Origin of the sequence: Collinsella aerofaciens (assembly GCF_040926405.1) — a bacterium.
Lineage (GTDB): Bacteria > Actinomycetota > Coriobacteriia > Coriobacteriales > Coriobacteriaceae > Collinsella.
In genome coordinates this window covers 1-24,164 of record NZ_JBCOIG010000024.1, presented here as the reverse complement: position 1 = coordinate 24,164, position 24,164 = coordinate 1, and the positions used below count along the sequence as shown (strand labels likewise).

Annotated in this window: 20 protein-coding genes; 14 read left to right on the top strand and 6 right to left on the bottom strand. The window is 60.2% G+C overall.

Translation table 11 applies throughout. The annotated features are described in order from the left end of the window. The 8 genes from AB5758_RS08170 to larD all read left to right on the top strand — a co-directional run. Positions 1-206: hypothetical protein (locus AB5758_RS08170; protein WP_368155487.1), on the top strand; the 206-nt coding region annotated here is incomplete at its 5' end. A gap of 201 nt (positions 207-407) precedes the next feature. Next, entirely contained in the window at positions 408-1,391 is a 984-nt protein-coding gene (locus AB5758_RS08165; RefSeq protein ID WP_320676469.1) for a DMT family transporter, read from the top strand. Between the two features lie 115 nt (positions 1,392-1,506). Next, positions 1,507-2,805 carry a M20 family metallopeptidase gene (locus tag AB5758_RS08160; protein ID WP_320676467.1) on the top strand — a complete coding sequence of 433 codons (1,299 nt, stop codon included), beginning with the start codon at positions 1,507-1,509 and terminating at the stop codon, positions 2,803-2,805. 3 nt (positions 2,806-2,808) lie between these two features. After that, entirely contained in the window at positions 2,809-3,258 is a 450-nt protein-coding gene (locus tag AB5758_RS08155) for an MFS transporter (RefSeq protein WP_320676465.1), read from the top strand. Positions 3,259-3,562: 304 nt separating this feature from the next. Then, positions 3,563-4,876 (top strand): histidine--tRNA ligase, encoded by a 1,314-nt coding sequence (hisS, locus tag AB5758_RS08150; RefSeq protein ID WP_320676463.1) that lies wholly within the window; start codon positions 3,563-3,565, stop codon positions 4,874-4,876. Positions 4,877-5,134: 258 nt separating this feature from the next. Continuing rightward, a complete protein-coding gene (locus AB5758_RS08145; RefSeq protein WP_438265954.1) occupies positions 5,135-7,948 on the top strand; it encodes a phosphoenolpyruvate carboxylase in 2,814 nt (937 codons plus the stop codon). An 879-nt stretch (positions 7,949-8,827) separates the two neighbouring features. Continuing rightward, positions 8,828-10,105: a nickel-dependent lactate racemase gene (larA, locus tag AB5758_RS08140; protein ID WP_022093875.1), complete on the top strand. Its 1,278-nt coding sequence runs from the start codon at positions 8,828-8,830 to the stop codon at positions 10,103-10,105. A 49-nt stretch (positions 10,106-10,154) separates the two neighbouring features. Further along, complete coding sequence (larD, locus tag AB5758_RS08135) at positions 10,155-10,886, top strand: D/L-lactic acid transporter LarD (RefSeq protein ID WP_320676459.1); 732 nt, start codon at positions 10,155-10,157, stop codon at positions 10,884-10,886. 306 nt (positions 10,887-11,192) lie between these two features. On the opposite strand, the gene AB5758_RS08130 is transcribed toward larD, so the two are convergent. From AB5758_RS08130 to serB, 4 genes are all read right to left on the bottom strand, one after another. Next, a complete protein-coding gene (locus tag AB5758_RS08130) occupies positions 11,193-11,732 on the bottom strand; it encodes a TetR/AcrR family transcriptional regulator (protein ID WP_320676457.1) in 540 nt (179 codons plus the stop codon). Between the two features lie 2 nt (positions 11,733-11,734). Beyond that, positions 11,735-12,670, bottom strand: coding sequence for a nickel pincer cofactor biosynthesis protein LarC (gene larC / locus AB5758_RS08125; RefSeq protein ID WP_320676455.1), 936 nt, complete (start codon positions 12,668-12,670; stop codon positions 11,735-11,737). Positions 12,671-12,680: 10 nt separating this feature from the next. Continuing rightward, entirely contained in the window at positions 12,681-13,463 is a 783-nt protein-coding gene (gene larB, locus AB5758_RS08120) for a nickel pincer cofactor biosynthesis protein LarB (protein ID WP_320676453.1), read from the bottom strand. Positions 13,464-13,577: 114 nt separating this feature from the next. Then, positions 13,578-14,213, bottom strand: coding sequence for a phosphoserine phosphatase SerB (gene serB / locus AB5758_RS08115; RefSeq protein ID WP_117563673.1), 636 nt, complete (start codon positions 14,211-14,213; stop codon positions 13,578-13,580). Positions 14,214-14,469: 256 nt separating this feature from the next. Here serB and aspS point away from each other — a divergent pair, with 256 nt between their 5' ends. From aspS to AB5758_RS08085, 6 genes are all read left to right on the top strand, one after another. Beyond that, entirely contained in the window at positions 14,470-16,257 is a 1,788-nt protein-coding gene (aspS, locus tag AB5758_RS08110; RefSeq protein ID WP_117583379.1) for an aspartate--tRNA ligase, read from the top strand. A gap of 356 nt (positions 16,258-16,613) precedes the next feature. After that, complete coding sequence (locus AB5758_RS08105; protein WP_195362300.1) at positions 16,614-16,862, top strand: HPr family phosphocarrier protein; 249 nt, start codon at positions 16,614-16,616, stop codon at positions 16,860-16,862. Positions 16,863-17,055: 193 nt separating this feature from the next. Further along, positions 17,056-17,298 carry a FeoA family protein gene (locus tag AB5758_RS08100; RefSeq protein ID WP_022094360.1) on the top strand — a complete coding sequence of 81 codons (243 nt, stop codon included), beginning with the start codon at positions 17,056-17,058 and terminating at the stop codon, positions 17,296-17,298. Positions 17,299-17,337: 39 nt separating this feature from the next. Continuing rightward, positions 17,338-17,559 (top strand): FeoA family protein, encoded by a 222-nt coding sequence (locus AB5758_RS08095; protein WP_006234774.1) that lies wholly within the window; start codon positions 17,338-17,340, stop codon positions 17,557-17,559. Between the two features lie 123 nt (positions 17,560-17,682). Then, positions 17,683-20,010 (top strand): ferrous iron transporter B, encoded by a 2,328-nt coding sequence (feoB, locus tag AB5758_RS08090; protein WP_320676427.1) that lies wholly within the window; start codon positions 17,683-17,685, stop codon positions 20,008-20,010. 202 nt (positions 20,011-20,212) lie between these two features. Next, positions 20,213-20,413, top strand: a complete 201-nt coding sequence (locus AB5758_RS08085; RefSeq protein ID WP_161145097.1) for a hypothetical protein — start codon at positions 20,213-20,215, stop codon at positions 20,411-20,413. Between the two features lie 185 nt (positions 20,414-20,598). Here AB5758_RS08085 and AB5758_RS08080 read toward each other — a convergent pair whose 3' ends face one another. Together AB5758_RS08080 and AB5758_RS08075 are read right to left on the bottom strand one after the other, a co-directional pair. Further along, positions 20,599-21,303: a response regulator transcription factor gene (locus tag AB5758_RS08080; RefSeq protein WP_161160344.1), complete on the bottom strand. Its 705-nt coding sequence runs from the start codon at positions 21,301-21,303 to the stop codon at positions 20,599-20,601. Next, complete coding sequence (locus AB5758_RS08075; protein ID WP_368155486.1) at positions 21,296-24,031, bottom strand: ATP-binding protein; 2,736 nt, start codon at positions 24,029-24,031, stop codon at positions 21,296-21,298. The genes AB5758_RS08080 and AB5758_RS08075 overlap by 8 nt, the downstream gene beginning before the upstream one ends. Positions 24,032-24,164 lie beyond the last annotated feature (133 nt).

The following is a 24,164-nucleotide window of genomic DNA, read 5'->3' as shown; positions in this document are numbered from 1 at the left end:
TCGATCCGTTCCTGCCGTTTACTCACGGCATCAACGCCATGCACGCCGCCATGGCCGGTGCCTATCATATGGAGTACTGGGTTGAGCTGGGTATCTTGGCAAGCTATCTGATCCCGTCGCTGGCCCTGGGCGTCGTCTTCCGCCGTCCGGTCATCAAAGCCAACGACTGGATCATCGAAAAACTGGAGTCAACCAAATTGATTTAGTTCAGACACGTAAACGCTGTCAGAACATCGAGGCCTTCCAGTTTTACACTTTATTATGCTGGATTGCGATGCAACGCTGGTTGTTGCTACAGTAGCGGGGCGTGCCGGGGGTCCGGTGCGCCCCGTTTTTATTTGACCATGAGGCGGCACGCAGCCATACGCGTGCGGACACCACGCCCAGATTGAGTGTGAGGATGTTCCATGGCCCAATACGCTGCCAACGAAATCGAGAATATGCCCGATAGCCCTGTAGCCCGCGAAGACCTAGGTGCCGGCGGTGCCTCTCGCGGTGCCGGTGCGCGCTCGCCGCTGTTCTGGAAGGTCTTGCTGCTTTCGGTGGCGGTCATCTGGGGCTATTCCTTCACCACCATGAAGGATGCGCTCGATACCATTCCGGTGTTCGAGCTGCTCTACATTCGTTTTCTTCCGGCGTCGTTGGTCATGCTTGCCATCTTCCACGAGCGCATTGTTGCCCATTTCAACGCTCGAAACCTGATTGTTGGACTTGGCATGGGCGCGCTCATGTGGGGTGCCTACGGTTTGCAGACGATCGGCCTGGCACAGACCACGGCGGGCAAGAGTGCATTTTTGACGGGCACGTACTGCATCTTGGTTCCGTTTGCGAGCTACGTTCTAAGCGGCGAAAAGCTTACCCGTTACAACTTGGGCGCCGCGTTGCTGTGCCTGGCGGGCATTGGTCTGGTGGCGCTCGATAGCGTCGAGTTCAATGTCGGCGATGTCATCACACTGGGCGGTGCGGTCTTCTTTGCCATCCAGATGGCGGTGACCGCCAAGTATGGCCGCAAGATGGACATCAACGTCATCACGTTTTGGATGTTTGTGGGCAACGGCGTGCTGAGCCTGATCTCGTCGCTGCTATTCGAGATCCAAGCGCCGCTGTCCGTTTGGACGCCGAGCTTTATCAGTGTGATGGCGTTTCTCTCGGTGGGCTGCACATGTGTGGCTCTGCTCATCCAAAATGTCGGCCTGGCGCATGTCCCGGCTTCGACGGGCTCGCTGCTCCTTTCGATGGAGTCGCCTTCGGGTGTGCTGTTCTCGGTGCTGCTGATGGGGGAGGCGCTCACCTCGCGCCTGCTCGCCGGCTTCGCGCTCATCTTTCTTTCGATTATCTTGAGCGAGACGCATTTCGATTTTTTGCGTCGAAAGCCGCGCCCGCAATTGTAAACAATTTGTTGCGCCGCCTCCCGGGGCGGCATTTTTTATGCGTCGCCCTTAAAGTAGTACCTTGCACTTTACGCTATCAAAGTGCTTGCTGCAAAAACGTTACTGGAGGGCATCTATGGCACCAGCACTGTCCGATCTTCAACCGCAATCAGCGCCCAAGGCCACCGCGGCGGCGCAAGCCGCCATTGGCGACAGTCTGGTCAAAGAGGCTCAAACTTTTGCCGATGAGCTTGCCGCATGGCGTCACGATCTGCATCGGACGCCCGAACTTGGTAACGACCTCCCGCAGACCTCTGCGTATATCCAAGCGCGCCTGGCCGAGATGGACATCCCGTTTGCCACGCTCGTCGATGGTTCCTGTGTTGTGGGCCTTGTCGGTGCCGGTGCCACCGCGGCCCAGGGCAATGGCGTCTGCACGGACGAACAGGCCGGAACGGTCATTATGCTGCGTGGCGACATGGATGCCCTGCCCGTTGCCGAAGAGTCGGGCGAGCCTTTCGCCTCTACGAACGGCTGCATGCATGCTTGCGGTCACGATATGCACGCGACGGCGCTGCTTGGTGCGGCGCGCTTGCTCAAGGCCCGCGAGGCCGAGCTTGTCGACGCCAACGCTACCGTCAAACTGCTGTTCCAGCCGGGCGAGGAGACCTTTGAGGGGGCACGCGCTGCCATCGCCGACGGCTTGCTCGAGAACCCGCGTCCTCAGGCGGCTTTTGCCATGCATGTTAACAGCCAATCGCCGCTCGGCCTGGTGCTCTATGGGAGCCCGGCGCTTTCGGGCGTGTACGGTTTCCGCATCACGCTGCAGGGCAAGGGCGGACATGGCTCGAGCCCCGAGATCTGCATCGACCCCATCACGGCCGGCGTCCATGTGCACCTGGCGCTTCAGGAGCTCATTGCTCGCGAAGTGCCGGCGGCCAAGGAGGTCGCACTGACCGTGGGTAAGTTTGCCGGTGGCCAAGCGGCCAACGTCATTCCCGACACCTGCGTGCTCGAGGGAACGCTGCGCGGCTTTGATGTTGAGCTCATGGCTCACCTAAAGACCCGCATCGCGGAGGTCGTTAACGGCGTTGCCACAACATATCGTACGCCGGCGACCATCGAGACGCTTTCGGATGTTCCGCCGCTTGTACTCGACAGCGATATGACTCAGGCGTCGCTTGGCTATGTGGGCGCAGTGCTGCCCAAGGCGGCTTTCTTGCCGCTTTTCCATGCCATGGCGAGTGAGGACTTCGCGCTTATCTCGAGCGAGATTCCGAGTGCATACTTTACCGTGGGCGCGGCCGTAACCGACACGGACGAACACTTTGCCCAGCACCATCCCAAGGCACGTTTTAACGATGCCGAGCTGCCGCTCGGTGCTGCGGCTTATACCGCCGTCGCTTTGGGCTATATCGCCGACCACAAGGAGTAACCAATGCCCCAGCAGCGTAAGTTCTTCCCCGGCTGGCTCGTGGTGACCTCCGGCTTCGTGATCATGGCCACGTGCTACACGATTTTCGTCAACTGCATGAGCCTGTTCCAACCGCTGATCGTCAGCGACCTCGGGATTACGCTTGCCCAGTACAATATCTCCAACGCTATCTCCACCGTGGTGAGTGTCGTGGGTTCGCTCGTTATCGGCCATGTTGCCGATAAGGTGAGTGGCCGCATATTGGGCTCGCTCACCGTTATCGCTACCTCAGCGGTGCTTGCTGGCATGAGCTTTGTCGGTGAGCTGTGGCAGGTCTACGTGCTCTTTGCCGTTTCGGGCTCCTTTGCGAGCACCTGGATCGTGTGCTTGGCGTGCTCCGTGGTCATGCTCGTGTTCCTGCTGGTATCCGAGCCCATCGCCGCCAAGCTGCGCGCGAGCGTGGCGGGGGAGTAGGCGTCCGTCGCTCTTTTCTGTTCGTCCCGTTCTGTCCGTGGCCGCCTTGGAAGCCGAATGGATGCTCGTACCATCATTCGGTTTCCAAGGCGGCCACGGGCCTACGAAATGATCCCTATTCCTCCGTCCCCAAGGGATCACGTGATCCGAAGGGGACGGAGGAAAAGGGATCACAAACAGCGGCGGCGCGTCTGGCCGAACGAGTCCCCATACCCTCGTTCGGTCAGACGCGCCGCCGCTGTTTGTATTTGTGCCGTATAATGACCGTTACCTATAACGCGATACAAAAGAAAGGTGTTTGCCCATGCAGGCACAGAAGGCGGAGGGAACCCGCGACCTTATCGGCGCCGAGATGCGCGCCTGGCAAAAGATGCAGCAGATTGCGGCCGGCGTGTTCGAGCCGTTTGGTTTTAAACCCATCGAGACGCCCGCGATCGAGCAGGTGGACGTGTTTGTCCACGGTATCGGCCAGTCGACCGACGTCGTGCGCAAGGAAATGTTCCGCGTGTTCAGCGGTGCCAACCTGGAGCGCGTCTTTACCGAGGGCACCGACACCAAACTCAAGCCCAAGCAGCGCCTGGCGCTTCGCCCCGAGGGCACGGCCGGCGTGGTGCGCGCTGTCGTCGAGAACAATCTGGTGCCCCAGGGCTCCACGCCGTTTAAGGCGTACTACGCCGAGGCCATGTTCCGCGGCGAGCGTCCCCAGAAGGGCCGCCTGCGCCAGTTCCACCAGGTGGGCATCGAGTGGCTCGGCGCTCCCGATCCGGCGGCAGACGCCGAGTGCATCATCATGCTCATGGAGTTTTACAAGCGCCTGGGCTTCGATCTTTCCAAGCTTCGTCTGCTCATTAACTCGATGGGCGACGCTCAGTGCCGTCCGGCTTACCGCGAGCAAGTCAAGCAGTTTATCCTCGATCACGCAGACGAGATGTGCGATGAGTGCCGCGAGCGCGCCGAGCTCAACCCGCTGCGTGCCTTTGACTGCAAGAACGACCACTGCCGCGAGATCATGGCCGAGGCTCCGCTGATGGGTGACAACCTGTGCGATGAGTGCCGCGAGCACTACGAGCAAGTCAAGCGCTATCTGGATGCCGCCGGTATCGAGTATGTCGAGGATCCCACCTTGGTGCGCGGCCTGGACTACTACACCCGTACTGTCTTTGAGGTCGAGGCCCCTGGCGCCGGCGTCGGCTCCATCGGCGGCGGCGGCCGCTACGATGGTCTCGTCGAGCTCGAGGGCGGCAAGCCCACGGCAGGCGTCGGCTTCGCCGTCGGTTTTGAGCGCGCCCTGCTGGCCCTGCAGGCCTTTGGCAGCGACCTGGGTGCCGAGGAGGTCCCGTGCGTCTACGTCGCCAATGCCGGCAAGGAGCTGCGTCAGAACGTCTTTACCATTACGCAGGAGCTTCGCGCCGCAGGGATTGTGACCGAGGCCGACTATCAGGGCCGTTCGCTCAAGGCCCAGTTTAAGCAGGCCGATAAGGTAGGCGCCAAGCTCATCCTGGTCCTGGGCGGCGACGAGCTTGCCGCCGGCAAGGTCAAGGTGCGCGACATGCAGAGCCATGACGAGGTTCTCGTCGATCTGGCCAACGTCGTCGAGGCGGTTCGCGAGCGTCTGTAGCGCATGATTTTTGAGCTGCGGACCCGCTAACATGTCCCGCTCGCGACGAGCTATTGTTACGGGGGTGTTTCGCTTTTATGCGGAATGCCCCCGTTTACGTATGCCGCCCACCGAGAAATACGACCATTTAGGGCAAAAACCTTTGCAATGCAGAAAATACTTTTGTGTGGTAAAGCGCAATCAGTGTCGAAAGTATTTCTCAAGCGCCTATAATGAATACCGCATGTTACGTGCATAGAAGGAGGAATGGGAGGAAACGTGGCTGAGAACCTAAGCAACCAGTCTGTACCCGAAGCCGCGGCGCGCGTCGCTGCCGTGGTCAACCGCCTCGTTAACCGAATCGGCTCGAATGCCGAGTCCAGGGAGCGTCTCGCCGAGATCGAGATCCCCGAGGAGCTGCGCGACAATCTGGCGCTGTTCTTGCGCCTGGAGCGCCGTGTGCTTAGCGAGTATGATCCCGAGATCGCGGACCTGTTCGACAAGATTTTGACAGCCGAGATTGTGGTCAATGCCGGCAACCCCGGTACCTGCGCTGCCGACGAAGCCGTCGACGAGCAGGGCGTGCCCACCGCCGACGAGCCCACTGCCGTGGCATTTCGTGAGGTCGTCGATTTGATCGACAGCCTGCCGCTCGATAAGCAGCAGGTCATTGTCCGCGCCTTTACGAGCTTTTTCCATCTGGCAAACCTGTCGGAGGAGAACTACCGTGTGGCGCAGCTGCGCGAGCGCGAGGCCGGTGCGTCGACCGATACCGAGGTCGATCCTGCCAACGAGCTTACCGTTGCCTATCACCAGCTGGTGAATGAGCTGGGTGTCGAGGGTGCCAACGAGCTGCTCGACAAGCTCGAGTTCCACCCTGTCTTTACCGCACATCCCACCGAGGCCCGTCGTAAGGCCGTCGAGGGCAAGATCCGCCGTATCTCCAACCTGCTGGAGGAGCGTCCGCGTCTGGGCGGCTCCGACCTGGTGGAGAACGAGCGCCATATGCTGCAGGAGATCGACGCCCTGGTGCGTACGAGCCCCATCGCGCTCAAGAAGCCCACGCCGGTCGAGGAAGCCGATACCATCATCGACATCTTCGATAACACGCTGTTCGACGTTATCCCCGTTATCTATCGTCGTTTTGACGATTGGGTGCTGGGCGACAAGGCCGGTACTGTGCCGCCGCTGTGCCCGGCGTTCTTCCATCCCGGCAGCTGGATCGGTTCCGACCGCGACGGTAACCCCAACGTCACCGCCAAGGTGAGCCGTGAGGTCGCCGCCAAGTACTTTACGCACATGGTGCTCAAGCTCGAGGACAAGTGCCGCCACATCGGCCGCAACCTCACGCTCGAGGCTACCTACAGCAAGCCGTCGGCCGAGCTCATTAACCTGTGGAACCATCAGGTCGAGATGAGCCCTCGGTACACGGCCCGCGCCGAGCTGATCTCCGAGCACGAGCCGCATCGCGCCGTCATGCTCGTCATGGCCGACCGCCTGAACGCCACCGTGCGCCGCATCACCGACACCATGTACCACAGCGCCGACGAGTTCCTGGATGACCTGCGCGTCGTCCAGCGTTCGCTTGCTGCCTGCGGTGCCGTCCGTGCCGCCTACGGTCCGGTCCAAACCATCATCTGGCAGGTCGAGTCCTTCGGCTTCCATATGGTCGAGATGGAGTTCCGTCAGCACTCTGTGGTGCACGCCCGCGCCCTCAAGGATATCCACGAGAACGGTATCCATGGCGACCTGCAGCCCATGACGCGCGAGGTCATCGATACCTTCCGCGCTATCGGCTCCATCCAAAAGCGCTACGGCAAGAAGATGGCGCACCGCTACATCATCTCGTTCACCAAGAGCGCCCAGCATGTGGCCGACGTCTTTGAGCTTGCCCACCTGTCCTTTGCACACGAGGAGGATGTCCCCGAGCTCGACGTGATCCCGCTGTTCGAGCAGCTCGAGGACCTCGAGGGCTGCATCGACGTGCTCGACCAGATGCTTACGCTGCCCGTGGTGCAAAAGCGCCTTGCCCAGACCAACCGCCGCATGGAGGTCATGCTGGGCTATTCCGACTCCTCCAAGGACGCCGGTCCTACCACGGCCATGCTCGCGCTGCACTCCGCGCAGGAGCGCATCGCCAAGTGGGCCGAGAAGAACGATATCGACCTGGTGCTCATGCACGGTCGCGGCGGTGCCGTGGGCCGTGGTGGCGGCCCGGCCAACAAGGCCGTGCTGGCGCAGCCCAAGGGTTCGGTCAACTGCTTCTTTAAGCTCACCGAGCAGGGCGAGGTCATCTTTGCCCGTTACGGCAACCGCACGCTGGCTCAGCGCCATGTTGAGTCCGTTGCTGCCGCAACGCTTTTGCAGTCGGCCCCGAGTGTCGAGAAGACCAACACCGAGACCACGCAGAAGTTCTGGGATATGGCCGAGAAGCTCAACACCGCAAGCCACGAGCGCTATCTGGACCTGCTGAACACCGAGGACTTTACACCGTGGTTCTCGACCGTGACGCCGCTGACCGAGGTCGGTCTGCTGCCGATCGGCTCGCGTCCGGCCAAGCGCGGTCTGGGTGCGAAGTCACTCGACGACCTGCGTACCATTCCGTGGATCTTCAGCTGGAGCCAGGCGCGCATTAACCTGGCCGCTTGGTACGGTCTGGGCACCGCCTGCGAGCAGCTTGGCGATCTTGACCAGCTCAAGGCTGCCTACCAGGAGTGGCCGTTCTTCCGCACCTTTATCGACAACATCGAGATGTCGATCGCCAAGACCGACCAGCGCATCGCCAAGATGTATCTGCACCTGGGCGACCGCCAGGATCTGTCCGAGAAGGTCTTTACCGAGATGCAGCTCACGCGTAAGTGGGTCCTTGCCATCGTCGGTGACGAGTGGCCGCTGCAGCGCCGTCGCGTGCTCGGCTGCGCCGTCCGCGTGCGCAACCCCTATGTCGACGCCCTGTCCATCGCCCAGGTCCGCGCCCTTCGCGAGGTGCGTATGAACCAGGACGAGATGGCCGAGGAGAAGAAGGCCGAGTACATGAGCCTGATTCTTTCGACTGTGACCGGCGTCTCGGCAGGATTGCAGAACACGGGGTAATCGATAGCCCTGTGGCTCTCACCGGGACCCGATGGGTTTCCCTCTGAATGCGTCCTCGCACTTGAAGCCCCCTTATCCTGTTCCTTCGGAGCTGCGGATAAGGGGGCTTCGTGCTGCGGAGTGCATTCAGAGGGAAACCCATCGGATCCCTTCGTCCTCGGTCTTCTGGGATTAAAGCTGAAGGGAATAAGGCGCGCTTCGCGCATAGCGTGGAGTGCGGCGAGGGCTTCTTGCGTCCTGCGGAGTGTGCCTAAAAGTAAACTAATGGCGGGCCCTGCGATGTCCGGTCTTCGGCGGATCAGCCGCTGGGTGAGGGTGGTGCTTGGGGCGACGTGCAAAAAACGGAGTTTTCAGTAGCCAAAGATTGATGCATAAGGCCATAGCCGGCTTTCGCTGCCTTTGTTGATGCTTTTGCACGACGATTGGGCTTTGGCGACGATCATATATGGCTGGTTTCTCGCCGCATGCTATCCAGATGGGTCGAGTCATGAGGACTATCTACCTTTTGAAAGATTTTTGGCACCAAAATCTTATCCCGCGATGCTGAATACTCGCAAAAATGCACGCTCCGGAGGGTACTACCCAGTTATGGCCAGAAATCCATGCGCCATCTTATGCAATTAATTAACGGATTTATGCAAAATGGCTTACGTGCGTACGTCTCGGACTAGATGTTTGCCTCGGCGCTGCGTAAATCATCCTGTCTATAGTGTCTTTGACAGGCGGCTGCGGTCCCGTTTGGGATCGTGGCCGTTTTGTTGTGGGTCAAATATGAACGTTGTGTTAATGAGTCGGTGGACGGTGGTGTTTTTCGGTGAGCGGCGTATCCTTCCAACGGTTTATCTAGTGTGTTAGATGAAAGGAAGAGGGCGCTCGTCATTGTTTGAATGTGAACTGCCGTTTGACCACAAGACGTTGCATCTGGAGCTCGAGGATAAGAACTTCGCGGGTGTGATGGAAGGTCATCAAAACGAGTTTAAGACTACAAAATCGCAGGAAGAGCTGGTAGAGGAGTCGCTTGCCAACCCTTATGGTTCGCCTTCGCTCGAGGAGCTTTGTGCTGGCAAGAAGGATATCGTCATTATTAGCTCCGATCATACGCGCCCCGTTCCCTCGCGTGTGACGATGCCTATTCTGCTGCATCACATCCATTCCGCTGCGCCCGAGGCTCGCGTGCGTATTTTGGTTGCTACGGGTATGCATCGTCCGTCGACGCACGAGGAGCTCGTCAACAAGTACGGCGAGGAGATCGTTGCCAACGAGGAAATCGTTATGCACGTCGCGACTGACGACAGCATGATGAAAAAGATCGGCACCCTGCCTTCTGGTGGCGAGTGCATCATCAACAAGATTGCTGCCGATTGCGATCTGCTGCTTGCCGAGGGCTTTATTGAGCCGCACTTCTTTGCCGGTTTCTCTGGTAGCCGCAAGTCCGTCCTGCCTGGCATCGCCAGCTACAAGACCATCATGTACAACCACAATGGTCAGTTTGTGAACGATTCCCATTCGCGTGCCGGCAACCTGTGCCACAACCACGTGAGCGAGGACATGTTTGCCGCTGCCGAGATGGCTCACCTTGCCTTTGTGCTCAACGTGGTGCTCAACGGCAAGCACGAGGTCATCGGCTCCTTTGCCGGCGACATCCACAAGGCGCACGAGGCTGGCTGCGAGTTCGTGAAGAGCCTTGCCGGTGTTGAGCCCGTCGAGTGCGAGATTGCCATCACCACCAACGGCGGCTACCCGCTCGACCAGAACATCTATCAGGCCGTGAAGGGCATGTGCTCTGCCGAGGCTACGCTTCCCGAGGGCGGCGTGATCATCGACGTCGCCGGCTGTGCCGACGGTCACGGTGGCGAGGGCTTCTATCACAACATCGCCGACAACGATCCGGCGGAGTTTGAGCGTGCCTGCATCGACCGTCCTAAGGACGAGACCCTGCCCGACCAGTGGACGAGCCAGATCTTTGCCCGCATCCTGGCGCATCACCCTGTGATCATGGTCACCGACCTGTGCGATCACCAGATGATCAAGGATATGCACATGACGCCGGTCAACACCCTCGATGAGGCGCTCAAGCTCGCCTTTGAGATGAAGGGTGCCGATGCCAAGGTGGCCGTCATTCCCGATGGCCTGGGCGTTGTCGTCGCACAGCACTAGTACGCGGCCTAAACGAATCGTTTATAACCGACAAGAAAGATAAGGTTTTATGCTTACCAAACTCCTCTGCGAATTCGGCGCAACGGCCCTCATGATCATCTTTGGCGTGGGCGTGCACTGCGATACCGTGCTTAAGGGCACCAAGTATCAGGGCTCCGGCCACATGTTTGCCATCACCACCTGGTCTTTTGGCATCTCGGTCGCCTTGTTTATCTTTGGCGGCGCCGTGTGCATGAACCCCGCCATGGTGCTTGCCCAGTGCATCGTGGGCCTGGTGCCGTGGAGCAGCTGCATCCCCTTCATGATTGCCGATATGCTCGGCGGCTTTGTGGGCGCCGTGATCGCGTGGTTGATGTATGCCGATGAGTTCAAGGCTTCCGACGGCGTCGTCGACCCTATTGCCCAGCGCAACATCTTCTCGACCAACCCCACCACCGAGGGCACCAACTATGCCCGCAACTTCTTCTGCGAGGCTATCTGCACCTTTGTGTTCATCAGCGCCATCCTGGCTACCGCTAGCCGTGCCGGCGAGAACGTTTTGATGCTCGCTATCTGCGTCGGTCTGATCGTTTGGGCTGTTGGCATGGGCATGGGCGGCATCACCGGCTTCGCCATGAACCAGGCTCGTGACCTTGGTCCTCGCATGGCCTATCAGGTGCTGCCGATTAAGAACAAGGCTGACAACAACTGGAAGTACGGCCTGCTTGTTCCTGGCATCGCACCGTTTATCGGTGCCGCTCTGGCCGCACTGTTTGTGCATGGTTTCTTGGGCATGTTCTAGTCCAAGACAATTGATATAACGCCCGGGTCCGGCATAGGTTAACTTTTCGCCGCGTCCTCGGACATGCAAGAAGCTCTCGCTGCGCACTTCGTGCGGCGGGAGCTTCTTGCGTCCTGCGGAGTGCGGCGAAAAGTTAACCTATGCCGGACCCTGCGGGAATCCAGTTGTGTTCGAACAAGCAACCAACATATATATCTGAATTTGGATGTGGTGGGCACTTTGTTGTTAGGCGCTTTGAGGTGCGAGTGACACTTTGGGGTGCGTGGCGGCCTGGGTTGGGGCGATGCTTTGGGATGAGCTTCTTACTTAGTTGAAGAGGGGCTTGATGGCTGAGAGGTAGTCTTTGGCTACGTCCTCTTTTGGGGCTTCGAAGTTGTGCCAGGCCCACCATTGGACCATTCCTACGAAGCTTGAGGCTATGTGGTGTAGTAAGAAACTGCGGTCCATGGTGCCAGCGGGGCCTGTGGAGTCGGCGGGGACGGTTTCGGCTGCTCGTGACATGATGGTCTTGCGTAAGCAGTCGGCGAAGACGCGGGAGCCGGCGCCGGCTACGAGGGCTCGAACGCCCTGGCGGCGCTCCCAGAGGTTGTTGAGGATATGCTCGACCTGCACGAGTGGGTCGTCGAGCGGTGTGCCATCGTCGTCGAGGGCGTGGGTACAGATGTCGCTCACGAGCTCGGACAGTAGGTCGTCTTTGCTCTTAAAGAGGCCGTAGAATGTCGCGCGGCCTACGTGAGCGCGCGCGATGATGTCGCCGACGGTAATCTTGCCGTAGTCCACTTCGCGTAGCAGCTCGGAGAACGCCGCAACGATGGCAGCGCGGCTTTTTTCTTTGCGGGCATCCATGGCTATGCATCCACGTGAACGAGCAGACAACGGAGCGTGCCGGAGCAACCCTCGTAGGGGCGCTTACCGGCGCCGTAGCCGACGGCCTCGATGCGGTAGCGGGCCGGTAGGTGCTCGGACGTGCGCAGTGCGGCGACGATGGCGGCGCCCGTGGGCGTCACGAGCTCGCCGGCGACCGGTGCGGGCGTGAGGGCGATATTGCCTGCCTGGCATAGGTTGACGACGGCGGGCACCGGGATGGGCATAAGGCCGTGGGCACAGTGGATGGTGCCGTGACCCTCGGAGAGCGACTCGACGACAATGTCCTCGATACCCAGGTCATCGAGACAGATGGCGACCGAGCAGATGTCGACGATGGAGTCGATGGCGCCTACCTCGTGGAACATGACGGTCTCGGGCGTTTTGCCGTGGGCCTTGGCCTCGGCGGCGGCGAGCGCGGTAAAGATGGCGAGCGCGCGGCGCTTGGCGCCATCGCTTAACTGCGAGCCATCGATGATGGCGGCGACATCCGCCAAAGAACGGTGGTGATGGTGGTGGGTGTGGTGATGATCTTCGTGCTCATGGGCGTGGCCCTCATGGTCGTGCTCATGGCAGTGCTCGTGTTCGTGCCCGCCATGATCATGATGGTGATGCTCATGCTCATGCCCGTGCTCGTGCTCGTGCGTGTGCTCGACAGCTGTTTCGTTGCCGTAGAGCCAGGCCATATCGTGGTCGTGGTTCTCGAGCTCCTCTGCCAGCTGAACGTCAAAGTCGCAGGCGTCGATGCCATGCTTGTTTACGCGCGTAACGGCAATCTCAAAGCCGTCGACCGGCAGCGTGGCGAGCTGTTCGCGCAGGTGTTCCTCGCTGGCGCCCAGGTCGAGCAGGGCCGCGACGGTCATATCGCCGCTGATGCCCGAGGTGCCGTCGATGATAAGCGTGTGCTGATGGTTAGACATGAAATGCTCCTTAACGGGCGCGAGGTGTGCCGGCGCCCAGATGATTGATAAGACTTGCCTGGTAGGCGGCACCAAAGCCGTTGTCGATATTGACGACCGAAACGCCGCTGGCGCAGGAGTTGAGCATGGCGAGCAGCGCGGCTACGCCACCAAAGCTCGCGCCGTAGCCCACGCTGGTGGGAACGGCGATGACCGGACAGCTCGCCAGGCCGCCGACAACGCTCGCCAGCGCGCCTTCCATGCCGGCGATGGCGATGACCACCTGTGCCTGGGCAAGTTCCTCGGCATGCGCGAGCAGACGGTGCAGGCCGGCGACGCCTACGTCGTAGAGGCGGTCGACCTCGTTGCCATAGAACTCGGCCGTCAACGCGGCTTCTTCGGCGACGGGCAAGTCGCTCGTGCCGGCGCAGGCGACGACGATGCGTCCGTTGCCGGTGGGGGAGGGCTTGCCGCCCACGAGGGCGAGCTGCGCGTCCGGGACATATCCCAGGTCGATGTCGTTGTCGAGGAGCTCCGAGGTGCGGGCTGCCTTTTTGGCATCCAGGCGCGTGACCAGGATGCGCTCCTGACCGGCATCGCGCAGTGCTTTGATAATGGCGGCAATCTGCTCGGCGGTTTTACCGGCACCGTAGACAACCTCGCCGGCTCCCTGGCGCACCCCGCGCGAAAGATCGAGCTGCGCAAAACCCAGATCGGCGGTTGGCGCCGTCTGGATGCGCGTGAGGGCGTCTGCCGGGGCGACTGCTCCGCCGGCAACATCGCTCAGCAACTGCTCAAGATCTCGCTTATCCATATATGTTCCCTTCGACGGCGCAAAGTCTAGCACTCAAAGGGTATGTTTCCGAACACTAAGACAAAATTGTTCGGAAACTATAGGACAGACTGATTCAATTGTTAGACGGATCGGCTAGTCGCGCAGGATGATGTCCATGGCGAGCATCAGGTTGCGCTCGTCGATGGCAAACGGGGCGGCCTCGCGCGTCTTGGGCTTGGCGCAAAACGCGATGCCCGTGCCCGCGGCCTGAATCATGGGGATGTCGTTGGCGCCGTCGCCGATCGCGACGGTGTGGGCCATGTCGACACCGCACTCAACCGCCCAATCCAGCAGCTGGATGAGCTTGGACTCCTTGGTCACGATGTCTGCCGCCAGCTTACCGGTGAGCTTGCCGTCCACGACCTCCAGGCGGTTAGCGAGGCAAAAGTCGATGCCCGCGGCGGCCACGATCTTGTCGGCGACCTCGTGAAAGCCGCCGCTTACCACGCCGACCTTCCAGCCCTTGCTGTGTGCCGAGCGCACAAGCTCCAGCGCGCCGGGGGTAAACGTCACGCGCTCAAAGGTGCGCTCGAATACGCTCTCATCCAAGCCGGCAAGCAGCCCCACGCGTTCCTCGAGCGCCTGCTTAAAGTCGAGCTCGCCGCGCATGGCGCGCTCGGTGATCTGCGCTACCTGCTCGCCCACGCCGGCCTCCTCGCCCAACAGGTCGATGACCTCCTGGTTGATGAGCGTGGAGTCGATATCCATAACGATGAGGCGTGCGGTCATGACGGGCCTTTCCGAGTGCGGTTGTATTGGGGCACATTGTCGCACGCCGCGCGCTTGGGCGACGGCCAGGCCGCGTCAATTGTTTCGTCTCCGTCAAGTCTTTGGGCAAGAGCTACTTTTTCGCGGCACATCGACGCGGGTGCGATAAGATAGAACGCCATGCCCGGCTGCGCGGTTTACGCAGGCTGGGCAAATCTGTACGACGCCGCCCGGAACGACACGGGGCGGCACAGATCCATAAAGGAGGATCAATGGTATGAGCCAGACCCGTCCCATCGATGAGCATTCCATGCACACCCGTACCTGCGGCGAGCTTCGCTTCGAGAACGTGGGCGAAGAGGTCACCCTCACCGGTTGGGTGAGCCGTCGCCGCGACCACGGCGGCCTTATCTTCTGTGACCTTCGCGACCGCGAGGGCATCACGCAGCTCACCTTCGACCCCGAGCACTCCGACGGCGATGCCTTTAAGATCGCCGAGACCATGCGTCCCGAGTGGCCCATCAAGATCCACGGCGTCGTGCGCGCTCGTGGCGAGGAGACCACCAACACCAAGCTCGCGACCGGCGAGATCGAGGTCCTGACCGACCACGCCGAGGTACTCAATACGTCCGTCACCCCGCCGTTCCAGATCGAGGACGGCATCGAGACCAGCGAGGACACCCGCCTGCGCTATCGCTATCTGGACCTCCGCCGTCCCGAGATGATGGCCAACCTCAAGCTGCGCTCCGACTTCACCTTTGCCATTCGCGAGGCGCTGCACAACCGTGAGTTCATGGAGGTTGAGACGCCCTCCCTGTTCAAGTCCACGCCCGAGGGCGCCCGCGACTTCATCGTCCCCAGCCGCATCCAGCCGGGTAACTTCTACGCCCTGCCGCAGTCCCCGCAGCTCCTGAAGCAGCTGCTCATGGTCGGTGGCGTTGAGCGCTACTACCAGGTCGCCAAGTGCTTCCGCGACGAGGACCTGCGTGCCGACCGTCAGCCCGAGTTCACCCAGGTCGATATCGAGATGTCCTTCGTGGACCAGAACGACGTTATGAGTGCGCTCGAAGAGGTCCTGGCCGATGCCTTCGGCCGCATGGGCGTCGAGATGCCCACGCCGCTGCGTCGCATGAACTACTGGGAGGCCATGGACACCTATGGCTCCGACAAGCCCGATACCCGCTATGGCATGCACCTGGTCGACCTGACCGACATCTTTGCCAACTCCAAGTTCAAGGTCTTTGCGACCGCCGCAAATGAGGAGGGCTCTGTCGTCAAGGCCATCAACGCCAAGGGCGCCGGTGCCTGGGCACGTGCCAAGATCGATAAGCTCGCCGGCGTGGCCTCCACGTTTGGCGCCAAGGGCCTGGCCTGGATCGCCTTCCGCGAGGACGGCTCCATCAACAGCCCCATCGTCAAGTTCTTCTCGGACGAGGAGATGGCGGCTCTGCGTGAGCGCATGGACGTCGAGCCCGGCGACCTTGTGATGTTCGCCGCCGGTCCGCGCCTGCTCTCTGACGAGATCCTGGGCGGCATGCGCTCCCACATGGCCAACGCGCTCGAGATCAAGCGCGAGGGTCACGATTTCCTGTGGGTCGTCAACTTCCCGCTGTTCCACTGGGACGAGGACCGCAAGGCCTATGCAGCCGAGCACCAGCCGTTCACCCTGCCGACCGAGACCGACATCGCCAAGATCGAGGCCGATCCCCTGGCAGCCGGTTCGTGCACCTACGACTTTGTCATGGACGGCTTTGAGGCCGGCGGTGGCGGTATGCGTATCCACAACGCCGAGATGCAGATGTCCATGCTCAAGCTCCTGGGCTTTACCGAGGAGCGCGCCGAGTCTCAGTTCGGCTTCCTCATGGAGGCCCTCAAGTTTGGTGCGCCCCCGATGGGCGGTTTTGCTCTGGGCCTGGACCGCGTGTGCATGCTGCTCACCGGTTCCGACTCCATCCGCGACGTCATGGCGTTCCCCAAGACGGCCAGCGGCTCCGACCTTATGTCGGGCGCCCCGAGTGCCGTTAGCGGCGCCCAGCTCAAGGACGTCAGCCTGCGCCTGATGTAGGCGAGCGGCTACATAGTGCCCGTAACGAGGGAAGGACGCGCTCCTTCCCTCGTTTTTTATGCGCCGAGGTTGTGAGGGCATGGGGCGATCGGACGTCGCGGAAACTACGACCCGGAATTTGCGTCCAAAACAGGTCGCAGTTTCCCAAACAGAGTCCCTTTGGAAACTGCGACCCAGAATCCAGCCAAATAACGGGACGCGCTTTCCGATTGAGCCTTCTGGCGGAAACTGTGTCCCATCATTGACGCTCGAAGTGGGATGCGGTTTCCGTCCCACCCTCAACAAGCATCTAACGCTACAATAACTACCACGTGGCTGGGTTTGCCGGCCGAATGTGCGATGCCGCGGGAGGGGACATGGTCGAGTTTACAAAGACGATTAAAGATCCGTTGGGACTACATGCCCGCCCGGTTGCGCTGCTCTATGACATCATTGCCAAGCATCGTAGCGACGTGTCAGTCAGTATCGGCGACCGCCACACGGATGGCCGCGATGTCATGGGGCTCATGGCCCTCTATGGTGAGTGCGGAGAGAACGTCGTCTTTCGTGTTTCGGGCGTGGATGAGGCCTCTTGCGTCACATCGATCAGAAATCTCTCGCTCTAGGCATGATAGGGCGCGGTAAAGGATGGTCCTTTGCCGCGCCTTTTTGTTTTGTTTCGTATAGGAAACTTTTTCGAAATCTGAATGGGGACCCTTTCCAAAAAGTTAACCACGTGCTAGTTTACTAAAGCGAACATAGACGTGGTTAACTTTTATCGCGTCGATGTTGAGGACGAACTGACGTTAGGAGCCACTCATGTCTTGCGGACCGCAGATGCCGGCCATGCCGCTTTCGATGGTAAAAGCGGGCGAAACCGTGCGCGTGTCTCGTGTAAAGGGCAATGAGGACATGAAACACCACCTCAAGGACCTCGGCTTTGTCGAGGGCAACGAAATCCACGTGGTGAGCTCGAGTGGCGCCAATATCATCGTCACGGTGCTGGGCGCGCGCTTTGGCATCGATTCCAAGGTGGCCATGCACATCATGACCGTCGGTTAGTCTGCAGCATTTCATAAAAACCGAAAGGGGGACAAGAGGATGAAGACGTTGGGTGACGTTAAGGTGGGCGAGAGTTCCACCATCGTCAAGCTTCACGGTGAGGGTGCGCTTCGCCGCCACCTTATGGACCTGGGGCTCATCAAGGGCACTTCGTTCAAGGTCGTGAAGGTTGCACCGCTCGGTGATCCGGTCGAGATCAACGTGCGCGGCTACGAGCTTTCCATCCGCAAGGAGGAGGCGGCTGTCGTCGAGGTCCAGTAAGGGCTCGCGGCGTATATTTCTGCAGATAAAGTTAGGTTTTTCTAACTTAATGCAGCATCTTTGAAGCACATTATCCAGCCTGCGCGGAGAAAGCAGCGCAGGCACACAAGGAAGAAGGATTGAATGGCGGATTCTCAGATCCATGTCGCGCTGGCGGGTAACCCCAACTGCGGCAAGACCACGCTTTTCAACCTGATCACCGGCGCCAACGGCTACGTTGGCAACTGGCCCGGCGTCACGGTTGAGAAAAAGGAGGCCAAGCTCCTAAGCGACAAGAACGTTACCATCACGGACCTCCCCGGCATCTACTCGCTTTCCCCCTACAGCCCCGAGGAGCAGTGCTCGCGCGATTACCTCATGAGCGGCGAGCCCGATGTTGTCGTCCAGGTTGTCGACGCCACCAACCTCGAGCGCAACCTGTACCTGGCGCTTCAGGTTATCGAGACCGGCCTGCCCGTGGTCGTCGCCCTCAACATGGCCGACTTGGTCGAGAAGAACGGCGACAAGATCGACACGGACAAGCTCTCCAAGAAGCTCGGCTGCCCGGTCATGATGATCTCCGCTCTTAAGAACAAGGGCATCACGGAGCTGTTCGAGCAGGTTAAGAAGTCCGCTGCCTCCAAGGGCCAGGTGCCGGAGCACAAGTTCGACTCCTCCATCGAGGATGTCCTGACGCACATCGAGAACAACCTGCCGGCGAGCGTTCCCGCCAACAAGCGCCGCTATTACGCCGTCAAGCTGTTCGAGCGCGATGCGGACGCCTGCAAGCTCATCAACCTCACCAAGGAGAAGGCCGCTCGCGTGGAGGAGCTGGTCGCCCAGTGCGAGCAGGACTGCGACGACGATGCCGAGTCCATCATCACCGGCGAGCGCTACGGCGTGATTGCCCACATCATTGACGAGTGCCTCACCAAGGCTCCGGCAAAGATGAGCACCTCCGAGAAGATCGACCGCGTGGTTACCAACCGTATCCTGGGCCTGCCGATCTTTGTGGTCATCATGTTCTGCGTGTACTACATCGCCGTTTCCACCTTGGGTGGCACGGTGACCGACTTCACCAACGACCAGCTCTTTGGCACCGACGGTTGGTATGTGCTCGGTCAGGGCCGCGACGCCTACGATGCGGCCGTCGAGGCAGCGGGCGATGCTGCCGATTCGGTCGACCCGGCGCAGTACGGCCCCTATGTCCCGGGTATCACCACCGTGGTGCACGACGCCCTTGTGGCGGGCGGCACCGAGGACGGTGGCCTGGTCGATTCGCTGGTCTGCGACGGTATCGTCGGCGGCCTGGGCGCCATCTTCGGCTTCGTCCCGCAGATGTTCCTGCTGTTCGTGATGCTGTCTTTCCTGGAGGACTGCGGCTACATGGCCCGCGTTGCCTTCATCATGGACCGCGTGTTCCGCCGCTTTGGCCTGTCCGGTAAGTCCTTTATCCCCATGCTCGTGTCCTCGGGCTGCGGCGTCCCCGGCGTCATGGCCACCAAGACCATCGAGAACGAGAAGGACCGCCGCATGACGGTCATGACCACCACGTTTATTCCCTGTGGCGCCAAGCTGCCGATCATCGCCCTGCTCATGGGTTCCATCATCGGCGATTCTTCTACCACCGCCGCGTGGATCAGCCCGCTTTTCTACTTCCTGGGCGTCTTTGCCGTCATCGCCTCGGGCCTCATGCTCAAGAAGACCAAGCTCTTCGCCGGCCGCCCGACGCCGTTTGTTATGGAGCTTCCTGCCTACCACTTCCCGGCGATCCGCTCTTGGGCGCTGCACGTGTGGGAGCGCTGCTGGGCCTTTATCAAGAAGGCCGGCACGGTCATCTTTGCGTCCACTGTCGTGGTTTGGTTCCTGTCCAACTTTGGTAGCTATAACGGTTCCTTTGGCTTCCTGCCTGCGATGGACGGCATCCCCGAGGAGTTTATGGACTACTCCGTGCTTGCCATGCTGGGCAACCTGGTCGCTTGGATCTTCGCCCCGCTCGGCTTTAGCACCTGGCAGGCCACCGCGCTGACTGTCTCTGGCCTCGTCGCCAAGGAGAACGTCGTCGCCACCGCCGGCTCGCTGCTGTCCGTCGCCGACGCGGGCGAGACCGACCCGAGCCTGTGGACCGCGTTTGCCGGCATGTTCCCCACCATGGGCGCTTGCGTTGCCTTCGGCGCCTTCAACCTACTGTGCGCTCCGTGCTTTGCCGCCATTGGCACCATCCGCAACCAGATGGATTCCGGCAAGTGGACTGCGATCGCCATCGGTTACGAGTGCGCCTTTGCTTGGGTGATCGGCCTGTTCATCAACCAGTTCTACAACTTGCTTGTTCTTGGACAGTTTGGTATCTGGACGATTGTGGCCATCGTGCTGCTGGTTGCGATGCTCTTCCAGATCTTCCGTCCCATGCCCAAGCATGCATGGACCGACGAGGACGAGACCAACACTGCTTCCGCCGCAGTTTCCGCTTAAGTCCGAATAAGGATTAACCCCTTTTCACGAGCCCGGGTGTCCCAGCGACCCCGGGCTTTTTGTGCATGGGAGACAGATTACTTTGCCCCAGAAGTTAAGATGTGGCGTTTCCGCAGATAAAACCGACCAAAATAAACCTGTCCCTTTTTGGTAGGTGGAGAATGGGGTAAAGTAAGTGATGGTTAACTAGAGGAGGCTTGCTATGGCACCTATCGATATTGTTGTACTGGCTGTTATCGGCGTTGCGTTTGTCGCGGTATGCGTGCGCGTCTACCGCAAGGGCACCTGCGCCGACTGCGCTCAGGGTGGCGTTTGCACGGGGCATTGCTCCAACAAAAAGACGTGCGCCGCACTTAAGGGCGTAGACAAAATCGCCGAAGACTTGGGCCGCGGAATCAAGTAAGGCCCAGACATCTAAGCGCCTCGCGAGCATCCGTTCGCGGGGCGCTTTGCGCATTTGAGGGAGAGCGCGGCGAGTCGAAGAGTATTTTGGGGTCTCGTTAAATCAGTTGCGGTGAAATACGGACTGTTTTGGCTGTCAAAGGCCTTATCTACTCCGTATTCCACCGCAACTTTTTGTGGAGTGGGCTAGAGACGCTGCATGCGGTACCCGACGCCCATGTGCGTCTGAATCATTTTGGGGTGAGAGGGGTCTGCCTCGATCTTCTTACGCAGGGTGCGCATGAACACGCGCAGGCTCGCCAGATCGCTGTCCCAGCTCGTGCCCCATATCTCGCGGGTGATGAAGGTGTGGGTGAGCACCTTGTCGACGTTTTTCGCCAGAAGGACGAGCAATTTGTACTCGGTTGGGGTGAGCGAGAGCTCGCGTCCGTCTTTCGTCGCGTATCCCGCGGCGTAGTCGATATGCAGCGGACCGTTGTCGAACGTGCTCGCTTCTGTCGACTCGCTCGACGCCATCGAGGAGCGCCTCAAATTCGCACGGACGCGCGCGAGCAACTCATCCACAGAAAAGGGCTTGGTGAGGTAGTCGTCTGCCCCTGCGTCAAGTGCTGCAATCTTGTCGGAATCTTCGGTGCGCGCCGAAATGACGATAATGGGGACTGCCGACCAGCTTCGGATCTTCGTGATGACCTCGATACCGTCAATGTCGGGAAGGCCGAGGTCGAGCATGATGAGGCTGGGGCCGTGCGACACCGCATCCATGATGGCGGCTTGGCCGTTGCAAACCTTGCTCACGACATAGCCGTGGAGGTCAAGCGCGGTCGAAACGAGGTTTTGAACGGTCGGGTCATCTTCGACCAGGAGGATGCGTGGCTTAGCGGCATTATTCATGAATCTCAATCTCCTCGGCGGGCAGGGTAAAACGGAAGACGGCCCCATGGGGGTGGTTGTCGCGAACTTCGATGACGCCGCCATGCGCCTCCACGATGGAGCGGCAGAGCGACAGGCCAAGGCCGATGCTTCGACGCGAATCCACGGGCCGCGTATTGCTTGAGGTGAAGAAGCGCTCAAAGATATGAGGCTTGTCGCAGTCTGCCACACCCGGCCCATCGTCTGCGACGTCCACCACGACGAACGCGCCCTCGCGACGTGCGCTGATGGTGACAGACGAGTCCTCGGGCGTGTATTTGAAGGCGTTCATGATGAGATTCGTAAGCACCTGCATGATGAGATGGACGTCGATGCGTACCAGCAGGATGTCGTCAGTGTGCTCGATGGTGACGGCACGTCCATGCGATGCTTGGGCGACATGGCTGAGGGCGGCCTCGATGACCTCGTCGATGAGCTCGGATGTTAAGTTGAGGCGAATGGTGCCGTCCTCGACGCGTGTGATGGCGAGGAGGTTCTCCACGGTATCGATAAGCCAGAGGGAGTCGTCGTAGATGGCATCGGCAAGATCGCAGCGTTGTTCGAGGCTGAGCTTCTCGTCGCTCTTCCGAAGGATTGCCGCAGATCCGGATATAGCCGTGAGGGGTGTCCTCAAATCGTGGCCGATGGAGCGTAAAAGGTTGGCGCGCAGCTGCTCGTTTTTCGCCAAGACCGCAGCCTCTTCGCGCTCTTGCGCCGCCCGGTCGCTTTCGAGCGCCAAGGCGCATTCACCTACGATAGATAGGACGATCGAATGCTCGAAGGCTTCGATCTCGCGCCCCTCCAGGGCGATGCCGATGACACCGAATACCTTGTCGCCGGTGCGAACCGCGAGGTAGAGACAGCGCGCCTCAGGCAGGGTCCGCGTGCTTGCGCCCGCGCGCTTGTTGTTGGTGTAGGTCCAGGTTGCAACGGCGCGCTCGTAGTCGGTGAGCAGCGACGCGGATCGGTTTTCGGTGCCAGCGGACTCATAGAGCGCCTTGCCGAGCGTGCCGTGTTCGGCGGGGTAGAAGACCACGTCGAGTTTTAGCAGTTTGACGAGTTGGTTCATGGCGACGCGGGCGCACTCCTCCGCGCTATGGGCTTGCTGCAAGAGCTGGTTCGTTTCGAGGAGTACGCGCGTTTTGAATGCGTTCTCGGCGGATGTACGGGCGTTGTCGGCGATGCGCGCAGTTAACTCGCCGGCGACCATAGCGGTGGCGAACATGATGCCGAACGTGACCAGATAGCTTCGGTCGTAGCTGGCGAGCGAAAACAGAGGCGTGACAAAGCAGAAGTTGTAAAGCACTACAGAGAGCACGCTCGATACGATCGTGCAGATACGCCCCGTCGTGGTGACGGCGGTCAGCAGGGCCGTGAAGATATAGAGGGATATGATGCTGGAGTCGGCAAATCCCAGATGGCGGAAAGCCGTGCCGATCGCCGTGGCGGCAAGAGAGAGGGCCAGCGTGCGAAGCACGTTTCGGCTGCTGGGCGGCTGCAGGGCGAGCGCATGGCGGCGTCCTTTGGGTCGGGAGGGCGGAGTCGACTGTTCTGGAATGATGTAAATGTCGAGGTTCGGGGCGAATGTTATGAGCTGTTCTACGAGAGATTTGCGGCCGAAGAGGGCCTGACGGACGCTGCTGCGCTCGCCCGTGCGCCCCATGACGATCTTCGAAATACCCGACAGGCGCGCGAACTCGGAGATCTGAAACGCGATGTCGTCGCCATAGACGGTTTCCATATGTGCTCCGAGCTGCTCGGCTAGGGCGATATTGGCTGCAAGCTTGGCGCGCTCATCATCGCTCATGGCTTGCGTGCGCGGGCTCTCTACGAACAGGGCGACGAGTTCGCTGCGAAACGCTTTCGCCATGCGTGCGGCGGCACGGATGATGCGGGGATTGGTCGGCGCCGGGGAGACACAGACTAAGATACGCTCCCTGGTGTAGTAGTCACGGTTTCCCAGCACGCGTGCGGCGTCTGTGAGGTGACCGGTGCGATCGGCGCAGCGGCGCAGCGCGATTTCTCGGAGTGCGGTGAGGTTCTCGACGGTAAAAAAATGCTGTTGCGCTCGGTCGGCTTGTGCGGGACGGTAGACGAGGCCGGCGCGAAGGCGCTCAAGTAGGTCTTCGGGCTCTATGTCGACGAGCTCGACCTGGTCGGCATCATCGAAGATACGGTCGGGGATTCGTTCGCTCACGACAACGCCGGTGATGGATGCAACCATGTCGTTTAGGCTCTCGATATGCTGAACGTTCACGGTCGTATAGACGTCGATGCCCGCATGTAGAAGTTCCTCGACGTCTTGATAGCGTTTGTCGTGGCGAGACCCCGGCGCATTCGTATGGGCGAGCTCGTCGACAAGGATGAGCTGAGGGGCGCGCTCGATAGCCGCATCTAGATCGAACTCGCTGAGCGCAATGCCGTTGTGCTCGATGAGTTTACAGGACACGTTCTCAAGCCCTTGTGCAAGATGGGCAGTTGCCGGACGTTCGTGCGGCTCGATGTATCCCGCGACGACGTCGACACCTCGCCGCTTGGCGGCGTGGGCGGCTTGAAGCATTGCATAGGTTTTGCCTGTACCAGCAGCGTAGCCAAAGAAAATTTTGAGGTGTCCCCGGCTGGTTCGAGTGTCATCGGCGACCTCGTCTTTCTCAATTGCCTTGAGGATGAGGTCTGGATTGACGCGAGTGTCCGATGCGTCGCGCTGCATAGCGTAGCCTTTCTGAAGCGTTGTCCATGCGTGCATACGCGGTGAAGACACCACTGTATGCTCGCGAGGTCGAGTATAGGCGCACTGCAGCTGCAATAGTGCTTTCTACCTGCATCTTTACGGCATCTTAAGG